Origin of the sequence: Egbenema bharatensis FJBBOT/2019 (assembly GCF_048077055.1) — a bacterium.
GTDB classification, from domain to species: domain Bacteria; phylum Cyanobacteriota; class Cyanobacteriia; order Elainellales; family Elainellaceae; genus Egbenema; species Egbenema bharatensis.
In genome coordinates, this window is record NZ_CP182236.1 from 6,709,559 (window position 1) to 6,729,682 (window position 20,124).

The following is a 20,124-nucleotide window of genomic DNA, read 5'->3' on the forward strand; positions in this document are numbered from 1 at the left end:
TGTTAGTTTCCTCCTAGCTCAGGAATATGGTCAGCTCCATGGTTTGCAATCAAGTCACCAATCACATCCATCGTTGAAGCCAGTGGATGTTCTTCGTCTTCATCGTAATCAGTGGGTGAACCAAACTCAGCTTCTAGTTCAGCTTGTTCAGCGTCATCAACATAAGGCATCAAAATTTTGCAAAGGATCAACCGCTCTTCCCGTAAAACCTCCCGCATTGTTTCTTTGATTAGGTTCTTTAACTCTTGATTTTCCATAATTTTTCCATAGAATTAGATTTTTTTTTCTGCGCTCTTATCTTTATTATCTCTCACCCTCTAGTTTTACTAGTTCCTCCTGCGTCCATTCTCGCAGTTGTTCATCCGGATCATTGATAGCCCGATCGCGCAAAAGTTCGATCGTTTTGGGGTGGGTGAGGTAGTGGGTAAGGAGAGATTCTAGTGCTCTTAAACGGGGATTCCGATTTGATTCGTGCTGCCGCACAAAAGGATCGCTAGTTGCGCATTCATATAAGAAGTCAAAAAGCCAAGCTTCATCCTTCCAACCTTTTGCTAGTTCCCGTATCGCCTCACTTCTAACTCCAAAATGGCAAGTGACAGATTTTGAACATAAGACGAGTAAGCGTAACGTTTCTCTATCATCTTTCCATACTCTAGCTAGCTCCTGAAGTGCCATTTGCTGTAGGTTTGGTTTCTCAGTATTTTGTGCCAAACTTCTTACAAACTCAAGAGTATTTGGCTCATCTTTCCAGTTACTAGCAATTGCTTTAATAGCTGCATATTGTACAGCAGGAGTGTTAGCTTGCGATTGCTCTAAGACTGCACGTAGAAAATTTAAAGTATTTGGCTCATCTTTCCAACCCTGAACAATTGCGTTTACCGCAGCCGAAGCAACGTAAGTTCCTCGGTAATTTAGTTTTTCCTTTAACCAGGGTAGTACTTGTTCGTTCTCCTTCCAAGTTAGCGCAAGTAATTTTAAAAGAGCGTTCGCAGCATTGGGAGTGAATGAAGTTTTTTCTACATTCAAGCAAACTTCAGAAGATTCAATTTCAATTTCTTTTTTTATTATCTCCAACAATCTTTTATCTATTTCTTCAATAACAAAGCGATTTTTTACCTCGCAAAGGCATTCAGTCGAAAGAAGTAAATTCTCCAAACCTTTTCGTGATAAACACATTCTATACTCTTCAAAGCTTGACCATAAAATCGGTTCTAGGAAACGATTTCGATCAACTCTTCTCTCTATTAAGAACTCAATCAATTCTCCTACAAATTTTGCGTCAATCATTCCACAAATAAGCCGCAGCACTTCATGCCAGGTTTCATCCTGCCAATGTTCTCCAAACACCCGATCGCGCAATTCCTCGAAGCTGATCGATCGCTGTTTCTCAAAACGATTCACAATCTCCACCGCACAGAAATATTCCAGGAACGTGCGATGCATAAATCCGTAGGTATCTGCACCCCGGTAGCAGAGAATAAAATTGCGTTCTCGCAACTGCTGAATTAACAGATTTGCCTTCTCACGGGGTTCACTGAAGCCCTGATCCCGCAAATAATCCGTCAGAATTCGCGTTAGCCGATCGACCCCAATTAAATTTCCCTTCAGTCCCTCATCCCCTGCCTGCATCTCATAGGCAATCAGCCGCAACATTTCCTGCTTTTCTCGTCGCCCGATTGCATCCATCGATAATTGCAATTGCTTGTGATCCACATCCCAGTGGTACAGCAACACCCGTGAAGCCTGGTCATAGAGATCCGCCCGATCGCGGGGGAGTTCCTGCCGTCGATTTAAAATTGCCATCATCGTCAACAGTAGAGGATTGTCCGCCAGATTGGCGATCGCTTTGGAATACTCGATCGCATCCTTCAACCGTTGCTTCAACCGCACTTTATCCGCATCGCTGCCCATTGCCAGGTCATACCAGCGATCGATAAACTCATGTATCTTAGTTTGATCCAGGGGTTGAATCGTGAACTGGCGAAACTCCGCGTGTCGGAAGCGATCGGGGTTATAGCCAATGATCCGCGAGGTGACGAGTACCTTTGCCAGAGGGTAGCGTTGGGCAAACAAGATGATTTCGTCAATAATTGCAGATTGAGTCGGGCGATCGAACACCTCATCCAACCCATCAAACATGACAAGCGTAGGATCTTCCACCAAATGCTGATCGAGTTGTTGTTTATCAAAGTGCCACTTCGCCCCACTTCCATCATGGAGAAAGTCCAAAATAGTCGCAGATTGAGCCAACACATATACCTGCAACTCAATCAATAGCGGCAAAGCTTCTGTTTTCCCCTCCACCCAATTGAGTGCCAAATATTGCAACAGCGTGGACTTCCCTGACCCCGGATCACCGAGAATAACAGCATGTTGGGACTTCATTACTGCTTCTAATACCTTTGGTGAAGCTTGCTGAAAATATTTGTACCAATCATGTTCCACTGCTCCAGATGCTACCCCCTTTAACTGCCTTAATTCGTACAGTTGTCGCCTCCGATCCGACGGTAAGTCATCGGGGGGAGGTAAGGCCTCTCGTACTGTCTGCTCAATGAACAAATTCCACAGCCGGATAGGGTCAGCCCGATCGGTACTATCCAGGGTGTACAGTTCCAGATAGCCATAGCTGGACTGCAAGCTTTCCCGGTACTTTTCAATATCGAACCCTGGAGAAAGTTTGGCTGTATTTCGGGCGATTTCGTCTAGACGATCAGAAATTAGAATCGATCGCAATTCAGCATCAGCCCTAACAATGCCTTTGACTTCCCTCACGTATTCCCCAGCAACCCCACGCCAATCAAATTCCTGCGGGAAGTAGCATCCGCCTGGTTGATACTGCTGCGACCAAATTTGCTCTAGTTTCTGGTAATCAATCTGCTTGCAATCCTTCTCGAAAGCCTTACCCAAGATCGGACGCACCGCCTGATCTCGCACCAATCGCTTAATCGCGGGCTGGTAGTGATGATCAATGCTGGAATCCGGGACATCGTGGAACTCAAGTTCTTTAACAAACCGTTTGATCAAGAACCCGATCGCCTCCGCCATCGGCTGTTTCAAATCAGATGCCCTAGCCCGCGCCACCCCACTGTCAAGGCAGTCTTTGAAGAAATCCTTGACATAATCCTCCAGCGCAGACTTTCCCAGATCCAAAACCTGGTTCAGAACCCACCTGCCCAATTCGATACCTGTTACGGCTGCCAACCCTTCCCACATATCGACTGCTTAAACGCGATTGACTCCACTATCGCATTATCAAAACCGATCGCCCATCCAAATCCTGCATAGCGACCGCTATAAAATAAAAGGTGAGGCAAAAATTAAAGAAAGATTATCCCTGAGCGATCGAATAGCCCTTAAATACCGTTATGACTCCAGCCATTTTTATTGAAAAACTCCAGAAGCGATACGGTTCCATTGAAGCCGTTAGGGATGTGTCCCTGAAGGTCGAACCGGGCGAAATTTTTGGCTTATTGGGCCCCAACGGAGCCGGAAAGACGACCACCCTCCGCTGTCTCTGCACCCTGACCCAACCCGATGCCGGAGCGATCGCCGTTTCGGGAGTTTCAGTTCTGGATGATCCTAAGTTAGCACGGCAAAAGTTGGGCTACGTGGCTCAGGAAGTGGCCCTGGATAAAGTGCTCACCGGACGGGAACTCCTGCAACTGCAAGCTGCCATCTACCACCTTTCCCCCAGTCTGATTAACGATCGCATCAACCAGATGTTTGCCCTGCTGGGGTTAGAAGAGTGGGCAGACCAGCGAACGGGCACCTATTCAGGAGGATTAAAGAAGCGGCTAGACCTAGCGGCAGGGTTATTGCATCAGCCGGATGTGCTGGTACTGGACGAACCAACCGTAGGGCTAGACATTGAAAGTCGGGTGATCGTCTGGGACTTTTTGCGGCAACTGCGGGAGAATGGCACGACGGTATTGATTACCAGCCACTACCTGGAAGAAGTGGATGCCCTGGCCGATCGCGTTGCCATTATTGATAAAGGGGTCGTCATTGCCTCTGGAACGCCTTCAGAATTAAAAGATCAGATTGGCGGCGATCGCATTACCTTAAGAATTCGAGAGTTCACCCCAACCGAAGAAGCGGAACAGGTGAAGTCCATGCTGCAATCGCTACCCTTTGTCCAGGAAATCATCATCAACTCCGCCCAGGGGAACTCGCTTAACCTGGTAGTCACCCCCCAAAGCGATGCCCTGATGACCGTCCAGCGATCGCTGAATGAGGCCGGACTGCCCATCTTCGGTGTGTCTCAGTCTCGCCCCAGCCTGGATGATGTCTATTTGGCGGCCACCGGAAAAACCCTGATGGATGCTGAACTGGCAGCGGCCGGAACCCGCGATCCAAAGGCAGAACGCAAGCAGAGTATGCGTTAGATAGTTCCTAATCATGGTTCAGATCAACCCTCAGGTATTAAATTTTGACGAATTCATCGCTCAGTACGGCGATCGAGATCAGTTTGAATTGATTGATGGCGAGTTGATTGACATGGAAGCAACCGGTTTACATGAACAGGTCATTGGCTTCATTGCCCGCAAACTCAATGTTGAAATCGATCGCCTCAATCTGCCCTATATCATTCCCCATCGCTGCCTGATTCGCCTATCTGATACCACCGCATTTCGTCCAGATCTCATCGTCCTGGATCAGACTCAACTGCCCCATGAACCCCTCTGGCAATACCAACCCGTTATCACCTCCAGTGTAGCCATCCAGCTAATCGCGGAAGTCGTTAGCACCAATTGGCAAAATGACTATGCCCGCAAAGTCGAAGATTATGCCCTGCTGGGTGTACCAGAGTACTGGATTGTGGATGATCTGGGTCTGGGGGGTCGAGAATACATTGGCAAACCGAAACAACCCACCCTTACCCTTTGCCAGTTAGGCGACGATTTCTATGAAAAGCGACTGTTCAGACCTCGTGACCCTTTAGCTTCCTCCACCTTTCCAGAATTGCGACTTCAGGCAGAAGCCATCTTTGCGGCTAGGCAATTGTAGAGCAGTTGATCGTACTTCAGGCGGAAGTTGACCCCGCAAACATTAGCCAAATGGGAAAATTCCCCACGGATGCCGGAGCATCTCGTACACTAGAGGTATAAAGTGATTAGGATCGTTTAGGATCAGGCAAAGCGACTTTCATATATCGCGCCAGATATATCGCACAAGGTAAAACCCTCTATGAGACGAAGACCCAAAGCACCACCCAGATCTTCCCGTCCACCGCTAGACGATTACCCCTACCCCGATCGTGATCGTACCGATCGCACCGAGCGTTCCTCTGGGGGGCTTTCAGGTGTGTTCAACTACGCCACAGCAGCCGTCCTGGCCGCAGCGTTAATCGTCGGGATTGGCGTGGGTATGTTCTTTGGCTCAACCACCACCAGCTCAGACTTGGGGAGTGTGGCCACCCGCTATGACATCGATCGCAGTGCCCCCGATGCCGAACTTTGCGTTCAGTATGGAGCCAGCGCGATCGCTATGGACATCCGGGCTTTTCTGACCCTGAACCCCTTCAACGTTTATCTATCCCAGCCCAGCATGCAACCGGGCTGCGTGATCCGCAGTAGTAACTGGTCGATTCTGCAAAGCCGCAACGTAATTAGCTCTCAGCAGGTCAACCAATGCCGGAACCGGATGAACACCTTTGCCTATACGGGCAGTATTGAAAATGCTGCAACTGAGCCACGGGTAGACTGCGTGTACCAGAATGACTCAGCAGGCAACCTGTTCCTGAGACAGCCGGGTGGCGGCGGTGCTCCTCCAGAAACCCAGCGGTTCTAAACCATACCTTGGATACACTAACTCCCATTCCCAGCTTCGTCTGGGAATTTTTTTGGGTTTTAACGATTAACGATCGCCACCGTCCCCTGGTGTCGTGCGAGAGGCATCAATGCAGATGGCATAGAGCTGAATGGGAGCGAGTCCAGGTATGGCTTGCTGGGTTTGCTCTACAGTTAATCCTGGACTGATGCAAAAGTTTTGGACAACCGATTCGTACTGGTCTTCTGTACCCAAAAGGGTTTCCAGATTATTTGTGCTGTTGAAGGTCGGCAGCAGACGACGCATCACTTCATCGGTGAGTAAAGATGTGGATTCAGAAGTACTGGTCACTAAACTGCTTTGAGCCAGGGCGGTTTCCGTTGCCCCCCGAATTGCATTCGCTCCCTCTGACGTAGCTAACAGGCTAATCAGCAGGTCAGGACTCACGCGAGGATCCGCAATCATCACCGAGCGAAACCCGACCAACACCCCTGCTGCCACAAAATCGGAGGCTGTAGTCAGGTAGCGATCGTACTCAATAGGGACAGAGGATCCATCCCCACAAATCACCCTACCGTCTGGGGCCGCTCCCGCTACCAGATCAACGCCCCCCTGTTCCTGACAGGCCAGCAGGATAGACTGGGCTTCTTCAGGCAACCGTTCGACCACGCGATCGACGGTATCGGGGGTCGGTGTATCCACTGCCTCAGGCTCCCCAGGTTCCACAGCCATTACAGTAAGCGTAGAGGCTGAGATTAACGATGCAAGCCCCAGGCAGGCAAGCGGAGCAGCAAAAAATACTTTACGCATAGGGTGGGTGGATGAGGAGAACAGGACAGATTGATAAGCTTACTTGCCGCAGAGCACCTGACGCATTCTTCGCATATTAGCAGGTAAATCGAGCCGCATTGCTTCCTGAATCAGTTGGCTGGGCACTGGAATCGTGGGAGTGGCCTGAACTGAATAGGTGAGGAGGGTTCCAGTTTTTAAGTCCTCCAGTTTCAGGGTTGCAGCAAAGTCGTGAAAATTACCCCGTTCCAGTTGAAATTGGATCTGTTGCCAGGCGGTGTGAGCCGTTTCCACCACATTTAAATAAATCTCAACCTTTGCTGTGAACAGAAAAAAGGCTTTGGCTGCAACCTGATAGAGCCGCTTGTAGCGCTTAGAGGCGGAATGGAGCGAGGAACCACTGCTCAACACTTCGCTGCGGATGAGATCGGGAAAAAACTGTACCCACTGCGGATAATCTGTGAGCTGCTGCCAAACCTGCGATCGGCTGATGGGCAAGTACATGCGCGCGGTGACGGCTCCTCCCCAGGCGGAATGCGATCGCGTTTCCAGCACGATTTCACCATTTAACAACGATGCTTGAGGCAAACAGAGGTCATTTTCTGTCAAGGTTTCTTGGGGGGAATGAATTTCTGAATTGGCCAAGGCTACAGTCATTGCTCCACTCATTAAATTACTCCTTCAATTGCACCATCCCTAATTGGGCGGCGGGACAGGATCCCTGCGATCCATTGCTCCGCTCAATGCCACTCCCTAGGGACAGATTTTTCACTTCTACCGACCAAACTGTGTCAGTGATGATCCTGCGTAGTTAATCAACGTTGACGAGACCCTGTTCATCAGGTGGGTGAATTCTATCCCTGAAGTTGGTAATGCGTTGTCGGTATGAGCTACTTTGGCACCATGACATTTTTGTGACACTGTTGTTACGACTCTGTTACAACATAGATGTTCCCCTATTTGTACCCTTTGTTTTCTCAAGAAACAACCCGTAAAGGGGGGTTAAAGTGTAAAGATCCTGAAAAATCTCACGATGTGCAACAATAGGGGCGATCGTGTCTGGTTGGTGGGAGGCTATGGAGCTGTGAATGAATCTCCGAATGTTGCTGTCAAAATTTTTCTCTATATTATTGGCACCCTTCTGGTGTTCATGTCGATCGTGCTGATTGTTCAGGCGTTTGGTGTGCAAGTTCCCAGAGAGGTGATTTACGGATTAGTGGTGCTGGCGATCGGTTCAGGGATTCTGGCTGGCGTTCGTCGGTGGTACGGTTGAAGGTAAGGCGCAGCATGAGACAAATGAGACCAGACCTCACCATATTTTTAACGATTCTCTTCATTACCATATTGGTGTGGGTGCTTCGAGGGTTGGGAATTCTGACGTTTTTGCCAGGAATTGTGATCTGGATACTGTTGCTGCTGACGATCGGTTCAGGTGTGTTTAGCGGCATTCAAGGAACAAGGCGGTAGTCACTATGATCAGGGTCACATTTGACGAAATTGAACAGTACCGGGCTGAGTTGGACAATGATCCAGTTGCTCTCAAAGCATTAGAAATGATCGAAGACTGTGAGGGTGATCTGGAAGATGCGGCAATTTCCCTGGCATTGCAGGTAGGACAGGAACCCGATCGCTCAGAACAATGGTTGGATGGGTTAGCCAAACGGTGGCGGGTGTTTCTCTGTCAAACCAGCATCAAAGAGGCTGTGCAAGCAGGCAGGATTGCCACACCTGTGAAGCAGTTAGCATCTGAAGATCTGCCGGGAGTATTAGCCCTGCCGATCGTTTTGTATGCCCTCAAATTAGGGATTGAGTCCTTTTGCCAACCGCTTGAGGAAAAACGCTAACCTCAGATCAGAGAGAGTATTACTTGAGCTGAGATGATCTCAGCCTGATGGGCAGGCAGGATGCCCACCCCACAAGAATGCTAGTCAGTTAATTTTGACTTTTGAAGGTTTTCCTTGAAGTTTGGCAGCAACCCTTAGCCCAGGTTTAGAATAATCCCATGATTCAATCTCCCGTGATTCGCTCTACTCCTGCTCATACCGCCGATCATTTCACCATTACGTTTGCCCCTCTGGACTTGAATGAAGTCTACGCACTGGCAGACGATTCAGCCAATGGAGCCGTGGTGGTGATGAGCGGGATGGTGCGAAACCAGACGGATGGTCAACCCGTGGTGGCGTTGGAATACCAGGCCTATGAACCAATGGCGATCGAGGTATTCAAGCAAATTGCGGATCAGATTCGCCAAACCTGGACGGATGTTACCCATGTAATCATCCACCATCGCGTCGGTAAGCTACAGGTCGGGGAAATCAGTGTGCTGGTAGCTGTGGGCTGTCCGCACCGCACAGAAGCCTTTGAAGCCTGCAAGTATGCGATCGATACGCTGAAGCACAATGCCCCCATCTGGAAAAAGGAACATTGGGCCGATGGTTCCACCAGTTGGGTCAGTATTGGAGCCTGTGAGCAACCTGGGGAGAATTGCTAGGAGAGTGAATGGGCGATTACATACTCATCACCCGTGCTTTCACCAGCAGCATCAAATGGTCAAGCTGTTCGTAAGCATCAAGCTCAGCAACCTCAGATTCAGTCAAAGCGCCTTCCCGGTTTTTATCCAGAAGAGAGCGTAGACGGTCTTGTGCTTCGGGTGAAACTTTGAACGCAAGGATGTCTTGGGGCGTTGGGCAAGTCACCAGGAAGTCGAGGACTTCGAGGTAAGCCTGGGGTAGCTGTTGAAAGTTTGGAGTGGCGATCGCCAAAGACGCAGAAGAAGAATTACCTGTCCCCACAAGCTGACTCAGTAATTCTGGCAAACGATTGCGAAGCGGTTCCAGCCGTTCGGCTAATTCGTCTGGAATTTGAATCGTCAATTCAGCCATTGTGATTTACCCACCTAACCTTGTATCCAATATAGTAATCGTCTTGTAATTCACCCCAGAACGTTCAGCAACCTCCTTGAGACTCCAACCCCGTTCCTCAGCAAATTCTTTAATTTGCAGCCGAACCAGCCCCATATTGCTCTTGATAAAATCTGCAATTACAGACTTTTATCGGTTTACTCAATTAAAAATTTGTGTGCTAGTAACACGAAGCTCAGGAAACTGAGGCGATCGAATTAGATTATTTCCCTGAACTGTTTCAACCGTAGTGTAAGCAGCATCCAGTAGTTCCAGAACTGTAACCGTTTTTGCTTGTGGATCAACAATCCAGTATTCGGGAATGCCCATGTCTTGATATTGCGATCGCTTGGCAATGTAGTCGCGATCGCGTTGCAACTCGCCAGGGCTGACGACTTCAACGACAAGGAGGGGAGGAACCATATTCAACCGAATCGTATTTCGCTGTTTAAGCAATTGAATGTGCTCGTCTTGAATAATGGTTAAGTCAGGATAGCGATTTTTAGGTTCTCCTCTAACTTCCAGCTCTAACCCATGCCCTCTAAGCCGCCGATGACCAACCATGGGTAAAAACAGCGAGAACAAGAAATTTGCAATCTCGATGTTTAAACCTGACTCTGGCGGCACTTCGATTAACTCTCCATTAAATAACTCATACAGATTCTCTGTCCCGTCGTCATAGGACAGGTACTCCTCAAAGCTAAGAAACCGGGTTCTGGTTTGCATCACGGACGTTAGGGAAGAGGGGCGATCGCATGTGATTTCATTCTAAAGGAACTGCTGAATTTGAGGCGAGAATAATCGCCCTAAAACTACGAAAACCTTAATATCTCACTCATTTCTCCAAGCCTTTAGGGGGTGAAGTTGACAATCCTTTTCCCTCTAAATTGTGGCTCGTTTGGGTTCGTGAACGCTAACGAGAATGCACTAAGTGGGCGATCGCCTGCACCAACTTCTGTGGCTCAATCGGCTTCGAGATGTGTTTTTGGAAGCCTGCGGCAAGTACCTGCTTTTGATTGATATCTCCTGCATAGGCCGTGAGGGCGATCGCCGGAATTTGCCCTCCTTGCTCCGGGGTCAACGCTCTCACCTGCCGAATCAGCATATAACCATCCATCTCTGGCATCCCAATATCACTCAATAGCACATCTGGCTTGGCTTGAGGCAAAACCAGCAGTACCTCATGGGCAGACGTAGCGGTGATCACCTGTGCTCCTTGTTGTTCTAATACGAATACCACCAATTCTCGAGTGTCGGGGTCATCGTCCACCACCAGAATTTTGATACCGCTTAAGTCGATAGACTGCTGGGGCGATATGCCTAACAGCCCGCTTCGCAAACGCTCACCCTGGTTTACCTGGGATGGAGTGAGGAGGGGGAGCCGAATGGTGAAAGTTGCGCCTTGTCCTTCTCCTAAACTGTCGGCTCGAACCGTTCCACCATGCAGTTCCACCAAATGACGGACGATCGCCAATCCTAATCCCAGTCCGCCAAACGTCCGGGTGGTTGTGCCATCGGCCTGGCGGAAGTAGTCAAACACATAGGGGAGAAAATCAGGTTTAATGCCTTGTCCTGTATCACTAACCGTGATTTGAGCACAAGAGTGGACAGGTGGATGGGTCGGTGGGTCGGTGGGTAAATGGGAACGACTTTCAGCCATACTCCCACTCATCCATTGATCCACACGCTCCCCATCCACTCGCTCCAACCGCACCTCGACCCGCCCTCCTTCTGGTGTGAACTTCACGGCATTGGAGAGAAGATTCCAGACTACTTGCTGTAACCGAATGGAATCCCCCCAAACCCGACCAATATCCTCTGCAAGGCTTGCTTCGATGTGGATGTTCTTGGCTTCGGCAGCTAGCCGCACCGTTTCCATCGCTCCTCGGATCTTGTTGGCAAGATTCACTGGGGCCACATTGAGGTTGAGTTTGCCGCGCAAAATTCGCGATACATCCAGCAGGTCTTCAATTAGTTCTGATTGCAGTTTGGCGTTCCGCTGAATGGTCGTGAGCGCGTGGGTAGTCTTAGCGGTATCTAGCTTACCGCTCAGCAAAAGTGAAGACCAACCCAGGATGGGGTTGAGAGGCGATCGCAATTCATGGGATAACACGGCCAAAAACTCGTCTTTAATACGGTTTGCTTGTTCGGCTTCTGCCCGGGCCGATTGCTCCCGTTGCAATAGTTGCTCCCGTTCGACTTCTGCCAGTTTGCGATCGGTAATATCCAGCAATGTGCCAAAGAAATCGACCGTGCGGCGGGACGCTCCCTCGCCTTCAAATTGAGCCTGTCCTTTGGCTAACACCCAGCGTTCGATGCCGTCATTCCACACAATCCGATATTCAATTTCGTAGGTTCCAGTGGACTGAGGATCGATCGCCGCATTCACTGCAGCAGCGACTCGTTCGCGATCGTCCGGGTGCATCCGCTCCAGAACCTGCGGTAGGGGAACCATTACCCTATCCTCTGGCTCTCCCCAAATTTCCCGCATCCGCTCGTCCATCTCAACCTGGTTGGTATCCAGATGCAGCCGCCACCCGCCTAATCTGGCAACCTGGATGGCAATGCGGGCCCACTCCTCGCTTTCCCGCAAGTCCTGTTCTGCCCGTTTGCGTTCGTCTTCGACGCGCTTGCGCTCGCTGATGTCGTTGAAGAGAACCGCTACTTTGCGCTCCTGGGGTTCACCCATGCGGAAGGCATAAACATCGTAAATTCGCCCCAATTCCCGGGCTGCATTTTCAAACCGTTCAGGTATCCCCGTTAGCGCAATTCTGCCGTAAATCTCAAACCAGTACGTCTCCATCTGGGGGGCGAAGTCTCGCATGGTTTTGCCAATTACATCCACCAGCCCCGTATGTTTCTCAAGGGCTGCATTCGCTTCTAAAAAGCGGTAGTCAAAGGCATTTCCAGCTTGATCAAACAAAACTTCGATAATGCAAAAGCCTTCATCAATGGAATCAAACAGCGATCGATATTTGGCTTCTGACTCGCGCAATGCTTCCTTGATATCGACCTCACCCTGAATGTCGGTGCAGGTGCCCACCCATTGCCTGATATTTCCAACTGCATCCTTGATGGGAACACCCCGTACCAACTGCCAGCGCCATTCTCCGGTGCGATGGCGAAATCGATGTTGAATTTCTAGCGGCTCACCCGATCGCAGACAATGCTGCCAGTCCCGTACGGTATTGGGCAGATCCTCCGGGTGGGTCACCTGTTGCCAACTCCAACCATGAAGTTGCTCTGGCGCAAGCCCCACGTAGTCTGCCCATTGGTCACTCAGGTAATCCACTCGACCATCAGGCGTTGCTGTCCAAATGAGCTGTGGAACGGTAGCGGTGACGGTGCGAAACCGCTCCTCACTTTCGCGTAGGGCTGCTTCGGTTCGGGCCCGTTCCAGGCGCGGGAAGATGCGGTTTGAGATTTCTTCAATCAGTTGAATCTCATCTTCACACCAGTCACGGGGTTGCGAGTGACAGATGGCGATGTAATGGGTCCATTTGCCATTGCGATGAAACGGAACGGTGACAAACGAGTACATATTAAGTGCTGCATAGCCTGCGGCATCGGTGCGCGGGTCATCTTGCGTATTGCAGACTACAACGGTCTCTCCAGCCCGGCTGGCCCGCTCAAACTCTTTGCTTAAATATTGCGAGAGGCGAAACGTACCCACTGTACTGGGCACCTCTGGACTGCTCCAGCCGTGATGGACGGTCACCCGATCGTGCGCTTCATCAACGTCCGTGAAGTTGCAGGTCGTAATCTGCAAACAGGCACCAATCTTCACCCCAACCGTTTGCATGATCTCATTGGCAGTTGAAAAACGCGAGAAATCTTCACCAATCTCAGCAAGGAGGGCCGCATGGGCTTCACGGCGTTTGCGTTCGGTGATATCCAGCACGATCGCAACCACTGATTGTGGTTTACCATCGTGATCGCAAACCGCAGACACACTATTAATCACCCAAACAATTGAATCGTCTTTGCAAATGTACCGTTTCTCAATCTCAAAGGATGTCCCTTCTGTAATCATGCGGGTAAACAGTTCGACATTACGCGGCAGGTCGTCTGGGTGCGTAATATCCTGCATACGTCGCTGACTCAGTTCGGCAGCGGTGTACCCTGTGATCTCACAGTATTTCTGATTCACAAGAGTGAATTTGCCTGTGAGGTCAGTGCAGGCGACGCCCGTTACTGCTTGATTGACGATCGCTCGATACCGTTCTTCTGACTCTCGTAATTTTTCTTCTGCATGTTGGCGATGGTCTTCATTCTGCCGACTTTGGGTGATATCGCGCGAAATGCACAACAACCATTCAATTTGCCCCCCGGCTCCGCGCATGGGACTAATTTTGCTATCCCACCATTTCGGTTCACCGCTGCGCGTCGGGCAGTATCCCTGCAAGGTGCAAATCTCACCTGCCCCTGCTCTGGCGATCGCTTCAATGGCGGCTTGCCGATCCGCTTCTTGCCAAAATTCGACCCAGGAGGTGTTGAGCCAAGGCGTTATATCCTCCATGCCCAGAAGCGATCGTCCCCCTCGGTTCATGAACAGGATTCGCCCCTCCAAATCCAACACCTTGATCCAGTCATCACTACTATCGAGAATTTGCAGCACCTGGATGTCCAGGGCTAAATTGGGGTGCTGCGCTGGAGAAGCTGCTACTGCTCCTGTTAAGTCATGGGCTTCAGCCATATTCTGAGGCATATTTGGGGATGAATTATTGTCTGAGGAAATAGAGCGGCGGAGCTTATGGGTCATACAGTTCCCATCTCACTCTGAAAAGGGTTTGATTCGCAAATCCTGACCAGCCTCGCCCATCTGCGGCAGCAAGTGCTCAATCTGCTTTATGGCGATCGGCAAGGGCTTTGTCCGCCCATCCTCCCAGCGGTTGATGCTTTGAAATGAAACCCCTAATTTCGTAGCACATTTTGCCTGCGAGCGTTCTAAACGCTGTAGTGTTTCACCCATGAGATGTGTGGACTGGGGAGAGTTGGTTTCTTCAGAGTTGCATGAAGCACTAATCGCAGGCATAAACAATTATGGTTTTAGTTAGCTATACCATGTGATCTAGCGGACACTCATCCACCCAAAGGTGTAAGAACCTGGGGTGAAGGCTTGCCGTGGATGATGGTGCTTTCGCTCAATCTGTATCAGGTCAAAAGGTTGGGATTTTGAGGTGCTTGAATTTAGCCAAGAATTTGGGCACTTGTCACTTGAAGTTCGGGGAACTGAGGCGATCGAATTGGATGATCTCCCTGAAAGGTTTCAACGTTGGTGTAGGCAGTGTCGAACAGTTCCAGAACCGTCACCGTTTTTGCTTGCGGATCAACAATCCAGTATTCAGGAACGCCAATCTCCTGGTACTGCGATCGCTTGGCAATATAATCTCTTTCTCGCTGCAATTCTCCCGGACTCACCACCTCAACGACCAGCAGCGGCGGAGCCATGTTGAGCCGAATCGTGTTGCGTGACTTGAGAAGCTGAATCTGTTCTTCCCGAACGATGGTCAAGTCGGGATAACGGTTTTTAGGTTCGCCTCGGACTTCCAGTTCTAGCCCATGCCCTCGAACGCGATCCGTGCCAAGCAATAGGGCAAAAACGAGAAAGAGCCGATTTGCAATTTGAACATTTTCCCCTGACTCTGGCGGCACTTCGATCAGCGCTCCATTAAATAGCTCATACAGATTCTCTGTCCCATCGTCATAGGACAGGTACTCTTCAAAGCTAAGAAATCGGGGTTTGGTCTGAATCATGAGTTGGGAACGGCAAGAAGCCCATTTATCCTGCTTTTATTCTATGCCTTGAGTGATTTGCCAGGACAAGAGGCGATAACAGAGTTGTAGTTTGTGGATGAGTACTAATATGAAGCCAAGTTAGGATAGGGGCATTCCCCAGAAGAGAATCGGATGAGCCAGAGTATCAGCCAGAGTACAACCGACAAAGTCCGATGGACAGCGGCAGATTTAGAGCTGTTTCCTGAGAATGGCAACCGCTACGAAATTATCGAGGGAGAACTGCTGGTGACTAGAGCCCCCGACTGGCGACACCAAAAAGCCAGCACCCGCATCAGCACTGCCCTGGATACCTGGTCTTTATCAACGGGGTTGGGTGAAGCAGTTCAGGCTCCCGGTCTGGTCTTTACCGCTGCCGATAACGTGATTCCGGATGTGGTTTGGGTCAGCCGAGAACGGTTGGCAGCTTTGCTGGATGAAGCGGGACATCTGACGGGTGCCCCAGAGCTAGTGGTGGAAGTGCTTTCTCCGGGTAGTGAAAACGAGCGACGCGACAGAGAACTAAAACTGAAGCTCTACTCTGAACGGGGCGTGCAGGAATACTGGATAATTGACTGGCAAAGGCAACAGGTAGAGGTGTATCGCCGATCGCAAGCACTGTTGCGGTTAGTCAATACACTGTTTTCTCCCGATCGACTGCTCAGTCCTCTACTACCTGGCTTTTCATACCCCGTGTCTCAACTCTTCCAATAACCTTAAATTTGACGACAATCTTAAGCGAAAACGTTGGGGAAATGTTCCATAGGAGTGCATTCTGCAATCATGATCAGCGGCATTTTCGAGAATTGTGTAGGTTCCCAGCAAGAGCAGTTCACGCTGCGGTATTGGGCTGAGTTAGGCTATCGAGAACTTAAAAGGGGCAAGTTGTCAGCGGCAGCAGCTCACGCCCTTTATGGTCATGCCTCTAACCTGACATCGATCCGGTTGCAGAATGGCAACTCCTCCGATCATGGGCTGGTTCGCATCATGGTGTGGCAGCAACCTCGCAATCCAGGTCTCCAAAAATCCCATCCGTTCGTGATTGGCAGTCGCTGGTTTGCTTCATTAGTGCAGGATATCTATGCAGTTGCCGATGCCTTCAATGATGACAATGCCAATGACGGAGATTGGATTGTCACTGAACCGATTCGAGGAATCGAATTTATCGGTCAACCGGGCACCAACTTCTACCAACGATTTACAGGGGTGCGCGAATTTTTTGTGATTGGTTCAGAAACACGACAGGCCTTCTTTCAACGCTACAACTATACTCGTCCCGGCTATGGTGTGATTGATCCAGCTTCACCCCTGGGCGTGAGTGAGGGCACCCATTCCAGCATTGTCACCGCCGATCATGATACCGCTGCATTCTATACCGATGTCTTTGGCTTAGTGCCTGCAAATAATACCCGCAAGCGATCGGGTTATCAAAATCCTGCCACTCGCCAAATTTTAATGTTGGAAGACGGGAATGAATTCCTTCTGTCATCCTTCTCATCACCCAAAACGGATGTCGGTGTTCTGCAAGTTTACACCCCGCTCTACCCAACGCCGAACAAGCTGGAGTTCGCTCAACCCGGAGTGTTGGGGATATCCCTGTTTACCTATCAGGTTGAAAATATTCACGAGTTTCACGATCGCGTCCGTCGCAGCAATGCCCGATCGGTAACGCCGATGCTCTCGAATGAATTTAATGAACCCTCGTTTGGATTAGTGGCACCGGACGACATCACCTGGGTCATCATTGGATAGGAAGCATGATCACGTTTGTAAGGGCGCACAGCAGTGCGCCCCTGACGGGTATGTTATTTTGCTGCATCCGCCTAACCTCTATATGATGGGATGATCGTTTCAATCCCCCCTAGTTATGCCCACAGAATCAACCAACACCTTAGCCGTTGCCCAGCAAGCCTTTACCCATTTTGAACATGGACTGGCAACCGGAGACTGGCAAGCCTTCCTCGATATGCTCACGGACGATTTTTCCTTCTGGTTCCCGCTGGGCAAATTTCACGGATTAAATGTGGGCAAAGCTCGGGCGATCGAGTTTTTCAACTATGTCTCTGAAGTCTACAGTGAAGGACTGACATTAACCCTCGATCGAGTCACCAGCAACGAAACGACTGTCGTGTTTGAGTTCCGGGATGAAGGGCTGATGTGGGGAAAACCTTACAAAAATCGAGTTGCCGTTTCGTTTGATGTCCGGGGCAATAAAATCTGCGGCTACCGGGAGTATTTAGGGAGTGATGGTCAATCGAATTAATCCAGCCACTAAATTTCCTCTGCCTGGGGCAAGGGAAAGGTTTCGCCCGCCAGGTAAGCATCAAAGTAGGTTTGAAAATAGAGCCACGAGGTCATATCTTCTTCGACATCCAGGAAAGATGGAGGCGCATGCTTGTAAAGCGGGACGCGAGTATTAATTTCATCCTGCAACAGTTGGGGCAATGCATCGACCCCGCTGACTTTGCCCCCATAGGCACTGTAAATTAGTTGCCCAGGGCGATCGCCCATCTTCATCCAGGGCACCCACGGCCCAACCCGATCCCAATAAAGCTGTAACTGAGCAACCGAGAGAACGTCAGGGTTCAGGAGATCGGCAGTGGGGACGGTCAATTTAAACAATTCAGCCGCCTGATAGGTTGGATTGGGGCTGTAATCTGCAAATTTGGGTTCTGTGGACAGAGGATTTGGGTAGGTCATCAAGATGTCAAACACGAAGGTTGTGCTATCTCCAAATACACGGGCCGGAAATTTGCCCTTGAAGTGCCCCTGAACAGGATTGTTGGCAACGTGCATGACGCTCAGTTGTTCTCCCGTCCAGGGATTTTCCCACTGGCGCAAAATTTCTCCCGTTTCGGGATGCAGGTAGTAGGTCAATTCCCGCGAGGTGAAATCCCAACTTCCCTCCTCTACCGGAATGCAGCGGCTGACACTCACCCCCACCATTTTGAACAGGCGAATCTGCTTTTCGCCGGGAATAAAGGCGTAGATTGATCCTGACCAGGTTAGGAAAGTGGATTGGCTGGGATCGAGGGATGAGCGGGTCTTGACCCAGTGCTGGGCATCAAATTCTTGAATGTCAATCGCCATCTGTCGTTCCTCGATAGTTCAACACATTGAAAGCTCTGCAAATGATCGGGTCACTGCAATCCCTGCGATCGCTTCAAGTAACGCCCCTGGGGTGAACCCAAGATTTGTCCGCGATCGTAAACCAAATTCCCCCGCAGGAAGGTCTGTTTCACCCGTCCGGTTAACTCCGTCCCTTCAAAGGGGGTGTAGCCCTGCTGGGAGAAGGATTCCGCTGCACGGACGACAAAGGTTTCATCGGGGTCGAGCAGCACCAGGTCGGCATCGTAACCGATCGCAATGTCGCCCTTTTGCAACAGACCAAACCGTTGCGCCGGATTCCAACTCAATAGTCTTGCCATGTGATTGTACGACATCCCCCGTTTGCTACCCTCACTGACCACACCGGAAAGCAAATATTCTGTTCCCCCAAAACCAGACTTTGCCAGCCAAATATTCTCTGGATCGCTGGAACCGGCTTTTTGCTCGGCAGAACAGCAGGCATGATCGCTGACAATCCAGTCCACCTGATCCTGCAATACGGCATTCCAGAGAAACTCCACATCCGATCGCGGTCGAATCGGCGGATTCACCTTAGCCCATTTCCCAGTCGGGGTATTCACATCCAGCAGCAGATGACCCACCGTAACTTCTCGCTTGAAGTTGATATGGGGAAAGATCGTCTGCATCATCAGCGCAGCTTCGACGGCTTTCCGGGAACTGAGATGGAGCAAGTTGATATTGCCACAGTTGGTTTCGTGGGCCAGATAGGAGGCAATACAAATGGCTAATCCCTCGGAGTGGGGCGGACGCGCGGCACTGTAGGCATTCAATCCCGTCAGGGATGCGTCCTGCTGCACCATTTTGGTGTAAGCATTGAGAATATCGGCAATTTCACAGTGGAGGCTGAGGCTGATGGTGTCCTGCATTGCGGGATAGCGTTCCCTCAGCCGAGCCAGACTCCGCATGATGAATTCAAAATGGGCAAAGTCATAGCGATCGTCCTGATGGATCATCAGAAACAAATTCTGTTGGTTGGACAGACCGTGCAGCCCGTATCCTCCATAGAACATGAAGATTTTAAACGAAGCAATCCCGTGTTCCTCGAACAACCACTGCATCTCATCAATGTGCTGCGGGGCGATCGGCGCGATGTGGTAGCCGTAATCCACATAAAAATTGCCGTCGGATAACGCCAGCACCTCCGGGAAAAAATCTCTATAAGAGCCACCCTTGTTCAGGTAATACTGCCCCGTGCGGATGTAGTTGAGGCTGGTGGTGACTCCGCCCATGGCAGCGGCTTTGCTTTCGGCGATCGCATCCTGATCGAGGCGTTGATAAATCCCAATGTGCATGTGGGCATCCACCAACCCCGGAAAACCCAGCAGATTTTGAGCATCGAATACCTCTTTTGCCTGGTCAGGGCTAATATCGGGGGCAATTTGGCTGAATTGACCATCCTTAATGCCCAGATCAAGGCGATCGACGGATGATTGCTGGGGACGAACCACCCGCACGTTTTTGATCAATTTATCTAGAGTAGGGTTATCTAGAGTAGGGCTATCTAGAGTAGGAGTTCCAGACACAAAACCTCCCGCCAAAATCAGCGTATCTTGGGTAGGGGCGGGTTTTGGGCAACCGCTTTCAGCTTTAGGATCGTGAATCAAATAACCTGTCTATGGTTCTACTTTGTTGACTGGGCGGGCAAGACTTCGGCTTGAGCGCTCAGTCGAAACGCTGCCCACCCCACAAGAATTTCAGCTTATTTAATTCGCATTCCTTAGCGGCGATCCGGGCGAAACCTACTCCTACTTTTAGAATGAAA

Annotated in this window: 21 protein-coding genes and 1 pseudogene; 10 read left to right on the plus strand and 12 right to left on the minus strand. The window is 50.2% G+C overall.

Annotated elements, in window-relative coordinates; genetic code table 11:
- Positions 1-2: 2 nt before the first annotated feature.
- On the minus strand, positions 3-257 hold the full coding sequence (locus tag ACM1PF_RS31200; protein WP_106172143.1) for a hypothetical protein: 255 nt from the start codon (positions 255-257) through the stop codon (positions 3-5).
- Positions 258-303: 46 nt separating this feature from the next.
- The gene (locus ACM1PF_RS31205) at positions 304-3,213 is read right to left on the minus strand and encodes an NACHT domain-containing protein (protein ID WP_416670336.1); all 2,910 of its coding nucleotides are present in this window, start codon (positions 3,211-3,213) and stop codon (positions 304-306) included.
- A 152-nt stretch (positions 3,214-3,365) separates the two neighbouring features.
- Between ACM1PF_RS31205 and ACM1PF_RS31210 the strand changes: the two genes are divergently transcribed.
- The 3 genes from ACM1PF_RS31210 (at position 3,366) to ACM1PF_RS31220 (ending at position 5,790) form a co-directional block, all read left to right on the plus strand.
- Positions 3,366-4,385 (plus strand): ABC transporter ATP-binding protein, encoded by a 1,020-nt coding sequence (locus ACM1PF_RS31210; protein WP_416670337.1) that lies wholly within the window; start codon positions 3,366-3,368, stop codon positions 4,383-4,385.
- 13 nt (positions 4,386-4,398) lie between these two features.
- Entirely contained in the window at positions 4,399-5,007 is a 609-nt protein-coding gene (locus tag ACM1PF_RS31215; protein ID WP_416670338.1) for a Uma2 family endonuclease, read from the plus strand.
- A gap of 180 nt (positions 5,008-5,187) precedes the next feature.
- Positions 5,188-5,790, plus strand: coding sequence for a DUF3172 domain-containing protein (locus tag ACM1PF_RS31220; RefSeq protein WP_416670339.1), 603 nt, complete (start codon positions 5,188-5,190; stop codon positions 5,788-5,790).
- A gap of 66 nt (positions 5,791-5,856) precedes the next feature.
- Here ACM1PF_RS31220 and ACM1PF_RS31225 read toward each other — a convergent pair whose 3' ends face one another.
- Both ACM1PF_RS31225 and ACM1PF_RS31230 read right to left on the minus strand, forming a co-directional pair.
- A complete protein-coding gene (locus tag ACM1PF_RS31225) occupies positions 5,857-6,501 on the minus strand; it encodes a hypothetical protein (RefSeq protein ID WP_416670340.1) in 645 nt (214 codons plus the stop codon).
- Between the two features lie 117 nt (positions 6,502-6,618).
- Positions 6,619-7,215 carry an SRPBCC family protein gene (locus ACM1PF_RS31230; RefSeq protein WP_416670341.1) on the minus strand — a complete coding sequence of 199 codons (597 nt, stop codon included), beginning with the start codon at positions 7,213-7,215 and terminating at the stop codon, positions 6,619-6,621.
- A gap of 376 nt (positions 7,216-7,591) precedes the next feature.
- On the opposite strand from ACM1PF_RS31230, the gene ACM1PF_RS31235 reads away from it, so the two are divergent.
- From ACM1PF_RS31235 to ACM1PF_RS31250, 4 genes are all read left to right on the plus strand, one after another.
- Positions 7,592-7,831 carry a hypothetical protein gene (locus tag ACM1PF_RS31235; RefSeq protein WP_416670342.1) on the plus strand — a complete coding sequence of 80 codons (240 nt, stop codon included), beginning with the start codon at positions 7,592-7,594 and terminating at the stop codon, positions 7,829-7,831.
- Between the two features lie 14 nt (positions 7,832-7,845).
- Positions 7,846-8,025, plus strand: coding sequence for a hypothetical protein (locus tag ACM1PF_RS31240; RefSeq protein WP_416670343.1), 180 nt, complete (start codon positions 7,846-7,848; stop codon positions 8,023-8,025).
- A 5-nt stretch (positions 8,026-8,030) separates the two neighbouring features.
- On the plus strand, positions 8,031-8,402 hold the full coding sequence (locus ACM1PF_RS31245; protein WP_416670344.1) for a hypothetical protein: 372 nt from the start codon (positions 8,031-8,033) through the stop codon (positions 8,400-8,402).
- A gap of 158 nt (positions 8,403-8,560) precedes the next feature.
- The gene (locus ACM1PF_RS31250; RefSeq protein ID WP_416670345.1) at positions 8,561-9,049 is read left to right on the plus strand and encodes a molybdenum cofactor biosynthesis protein MoaE; all 489 of its coding nucleotides are present in this window, start codon (positions 8,561-8,563) and stop codon (positions 9,047-9,049) included.
- A gap of 16 nt (positions 9,050-9,065) precedes the next feature.
- Here the strand turns inward: ACM1PF_RS31250 and ACM1PF_RS31255 are convergent, their stop codons facing one another.
- The 6 genes and pseudogenes from ACM1PF_RS31255 to ACM1PF_RS31280 form a co-directional block, all read right to left on the minus strand.
- Positions 9,066-9,440: a hypothetical protein gene (locus ACM1PF_RS31255; RefSeq protein WP_416670346.1), complete on the minus strand. Its 375-nt coding sequence runs from the start codon at positions 9,438-9,440 to the stop codon at positions 9,066-9,068.
- A 33-nt stretch (positions 9,441-9,473) separates the two neighbouring features.
- Positions 9,474-9,575, minus strand: a pseudogene (locus ACM1PF_RS31260) (XRE family transcriptional regulator); the annotation flags it as partial.
- A gap of 45 nt (positions 9,576-9,620) precedes the next feature.
- Entirely contained in the window at positions 9,621-10,187 is a 567-nt protein-coding gene (locus ACM1PF_RS31265; protein WP_416670347.1) for a Uma2 family endonuclease, read from the minus strand.
- Between the two features lie 184 nt (positions 10,188-10,371).
- Positions 10,372-14,220, minus strand: a complete 3,849-nt coding sequence (locus ACM1PF_RS31270; RefSeq protein ID WP_416670348.1) for a PAS domain S-box protein — start codon at positions 14,218-14,220, stop codon at positions 10,372-10,374.
- Between the two features lie 12 nt (positions 14,221-14,232).
- Positions 14,233-14,430 carry a helix-turn-helix domain-containing protein gene (locus tag ACM1PF_RS31275; RefSeq protein WP_416670349.1) on the minus strand — a complete coding sequence of 66 codons (198 nt, stop codon included), beginning with the start codon at positions 14,428-14,430 and terminating at the stop codon, positions 14,233-14,235.
- 218 nt (positions 14,431-14,648) lie between these two features.
- Complete coding sequence (locus ACM1PF_RS31280; protein WP_416670350.1) at positions 14,649-15,215, minus strand: Uma2 family endonuclease; 567 nt, start codon at positions 15,213-15,215, stop codon at positions 14,649-14,651.
- A gap of 153 nt (positions 15,216-15,368) precedes the next feature.
- Between ACM1PF_RS31280 and ACM1PF_RS31285 the strand changes: the two genes are divergently transcribed.
- The 3 genes from ACM1PF_RS31285 (at position 15,369) to ACM1PF_RS31295 (ending at position 17,496) form a co-directional block, all read left to right on the plus strand.
- Positions 15,369-15,947, plus strand: a complete 579-nt coding sequence (locus ACM1PF_RS31285; protein WP_416670351.1) for a Uma2 family endonuclease — start codon at positions 15,369-15,371, stop codon at positions 15,945-15,947.
- A gap of 69 nt (positions 15,948-16,016) precedes the next feature.
- A complete protein-coding gene (locus ACM1PF_RS31290) occupies positions 16,017-16,985 on the plus strand; it encodes a VOC family protein (protein WP_416670352.1) in 969 nt (322 codons plus the stop codon).
- Positions 16,986-17,100: 115 nt separating this feature from the next.
- Complete coding sequence (locus ACM1PF_RS31295; protein WP_416670353.1) at positions 17,101-17,496, plus strand: nuclear transport factor 2 family protein; 396 nt, start codon at positions 17,101-17,103, stop codon at positions 17,494-17,496.
- Between the two features lie 8 nt (positions 17,497-17,504).
- Here the strand turns inward: ACM1PF_RS31295 and ACM1PF_RS31300 are convergent, their stop codons facing one another.
- Positions 17,505-18,323, minus strand: a complete 819-nt coding sequence (locus ACM1PF_RS31300; protein WP_416670354.1) for a DUF1838 domain-containing protein — start codon at positions 18,321-18,323, stop codon at positions 17,505-17,507.
- A gap of 50 nt (positions 18,324-18,373) precedes the next feature.
- Positions 18,374-19,885, minus strand: a complete 1,512-nt coding sequence (locus tag ACM1PF_RS31305) for a dihydroorotase (RefSeq protein WP_416676887.1) — start codon at positions 19,883-19,885, stop codon at positions 18,374-18,376.
- Positions 19,886-20,124: the final 239 nt, after the last annotated feature.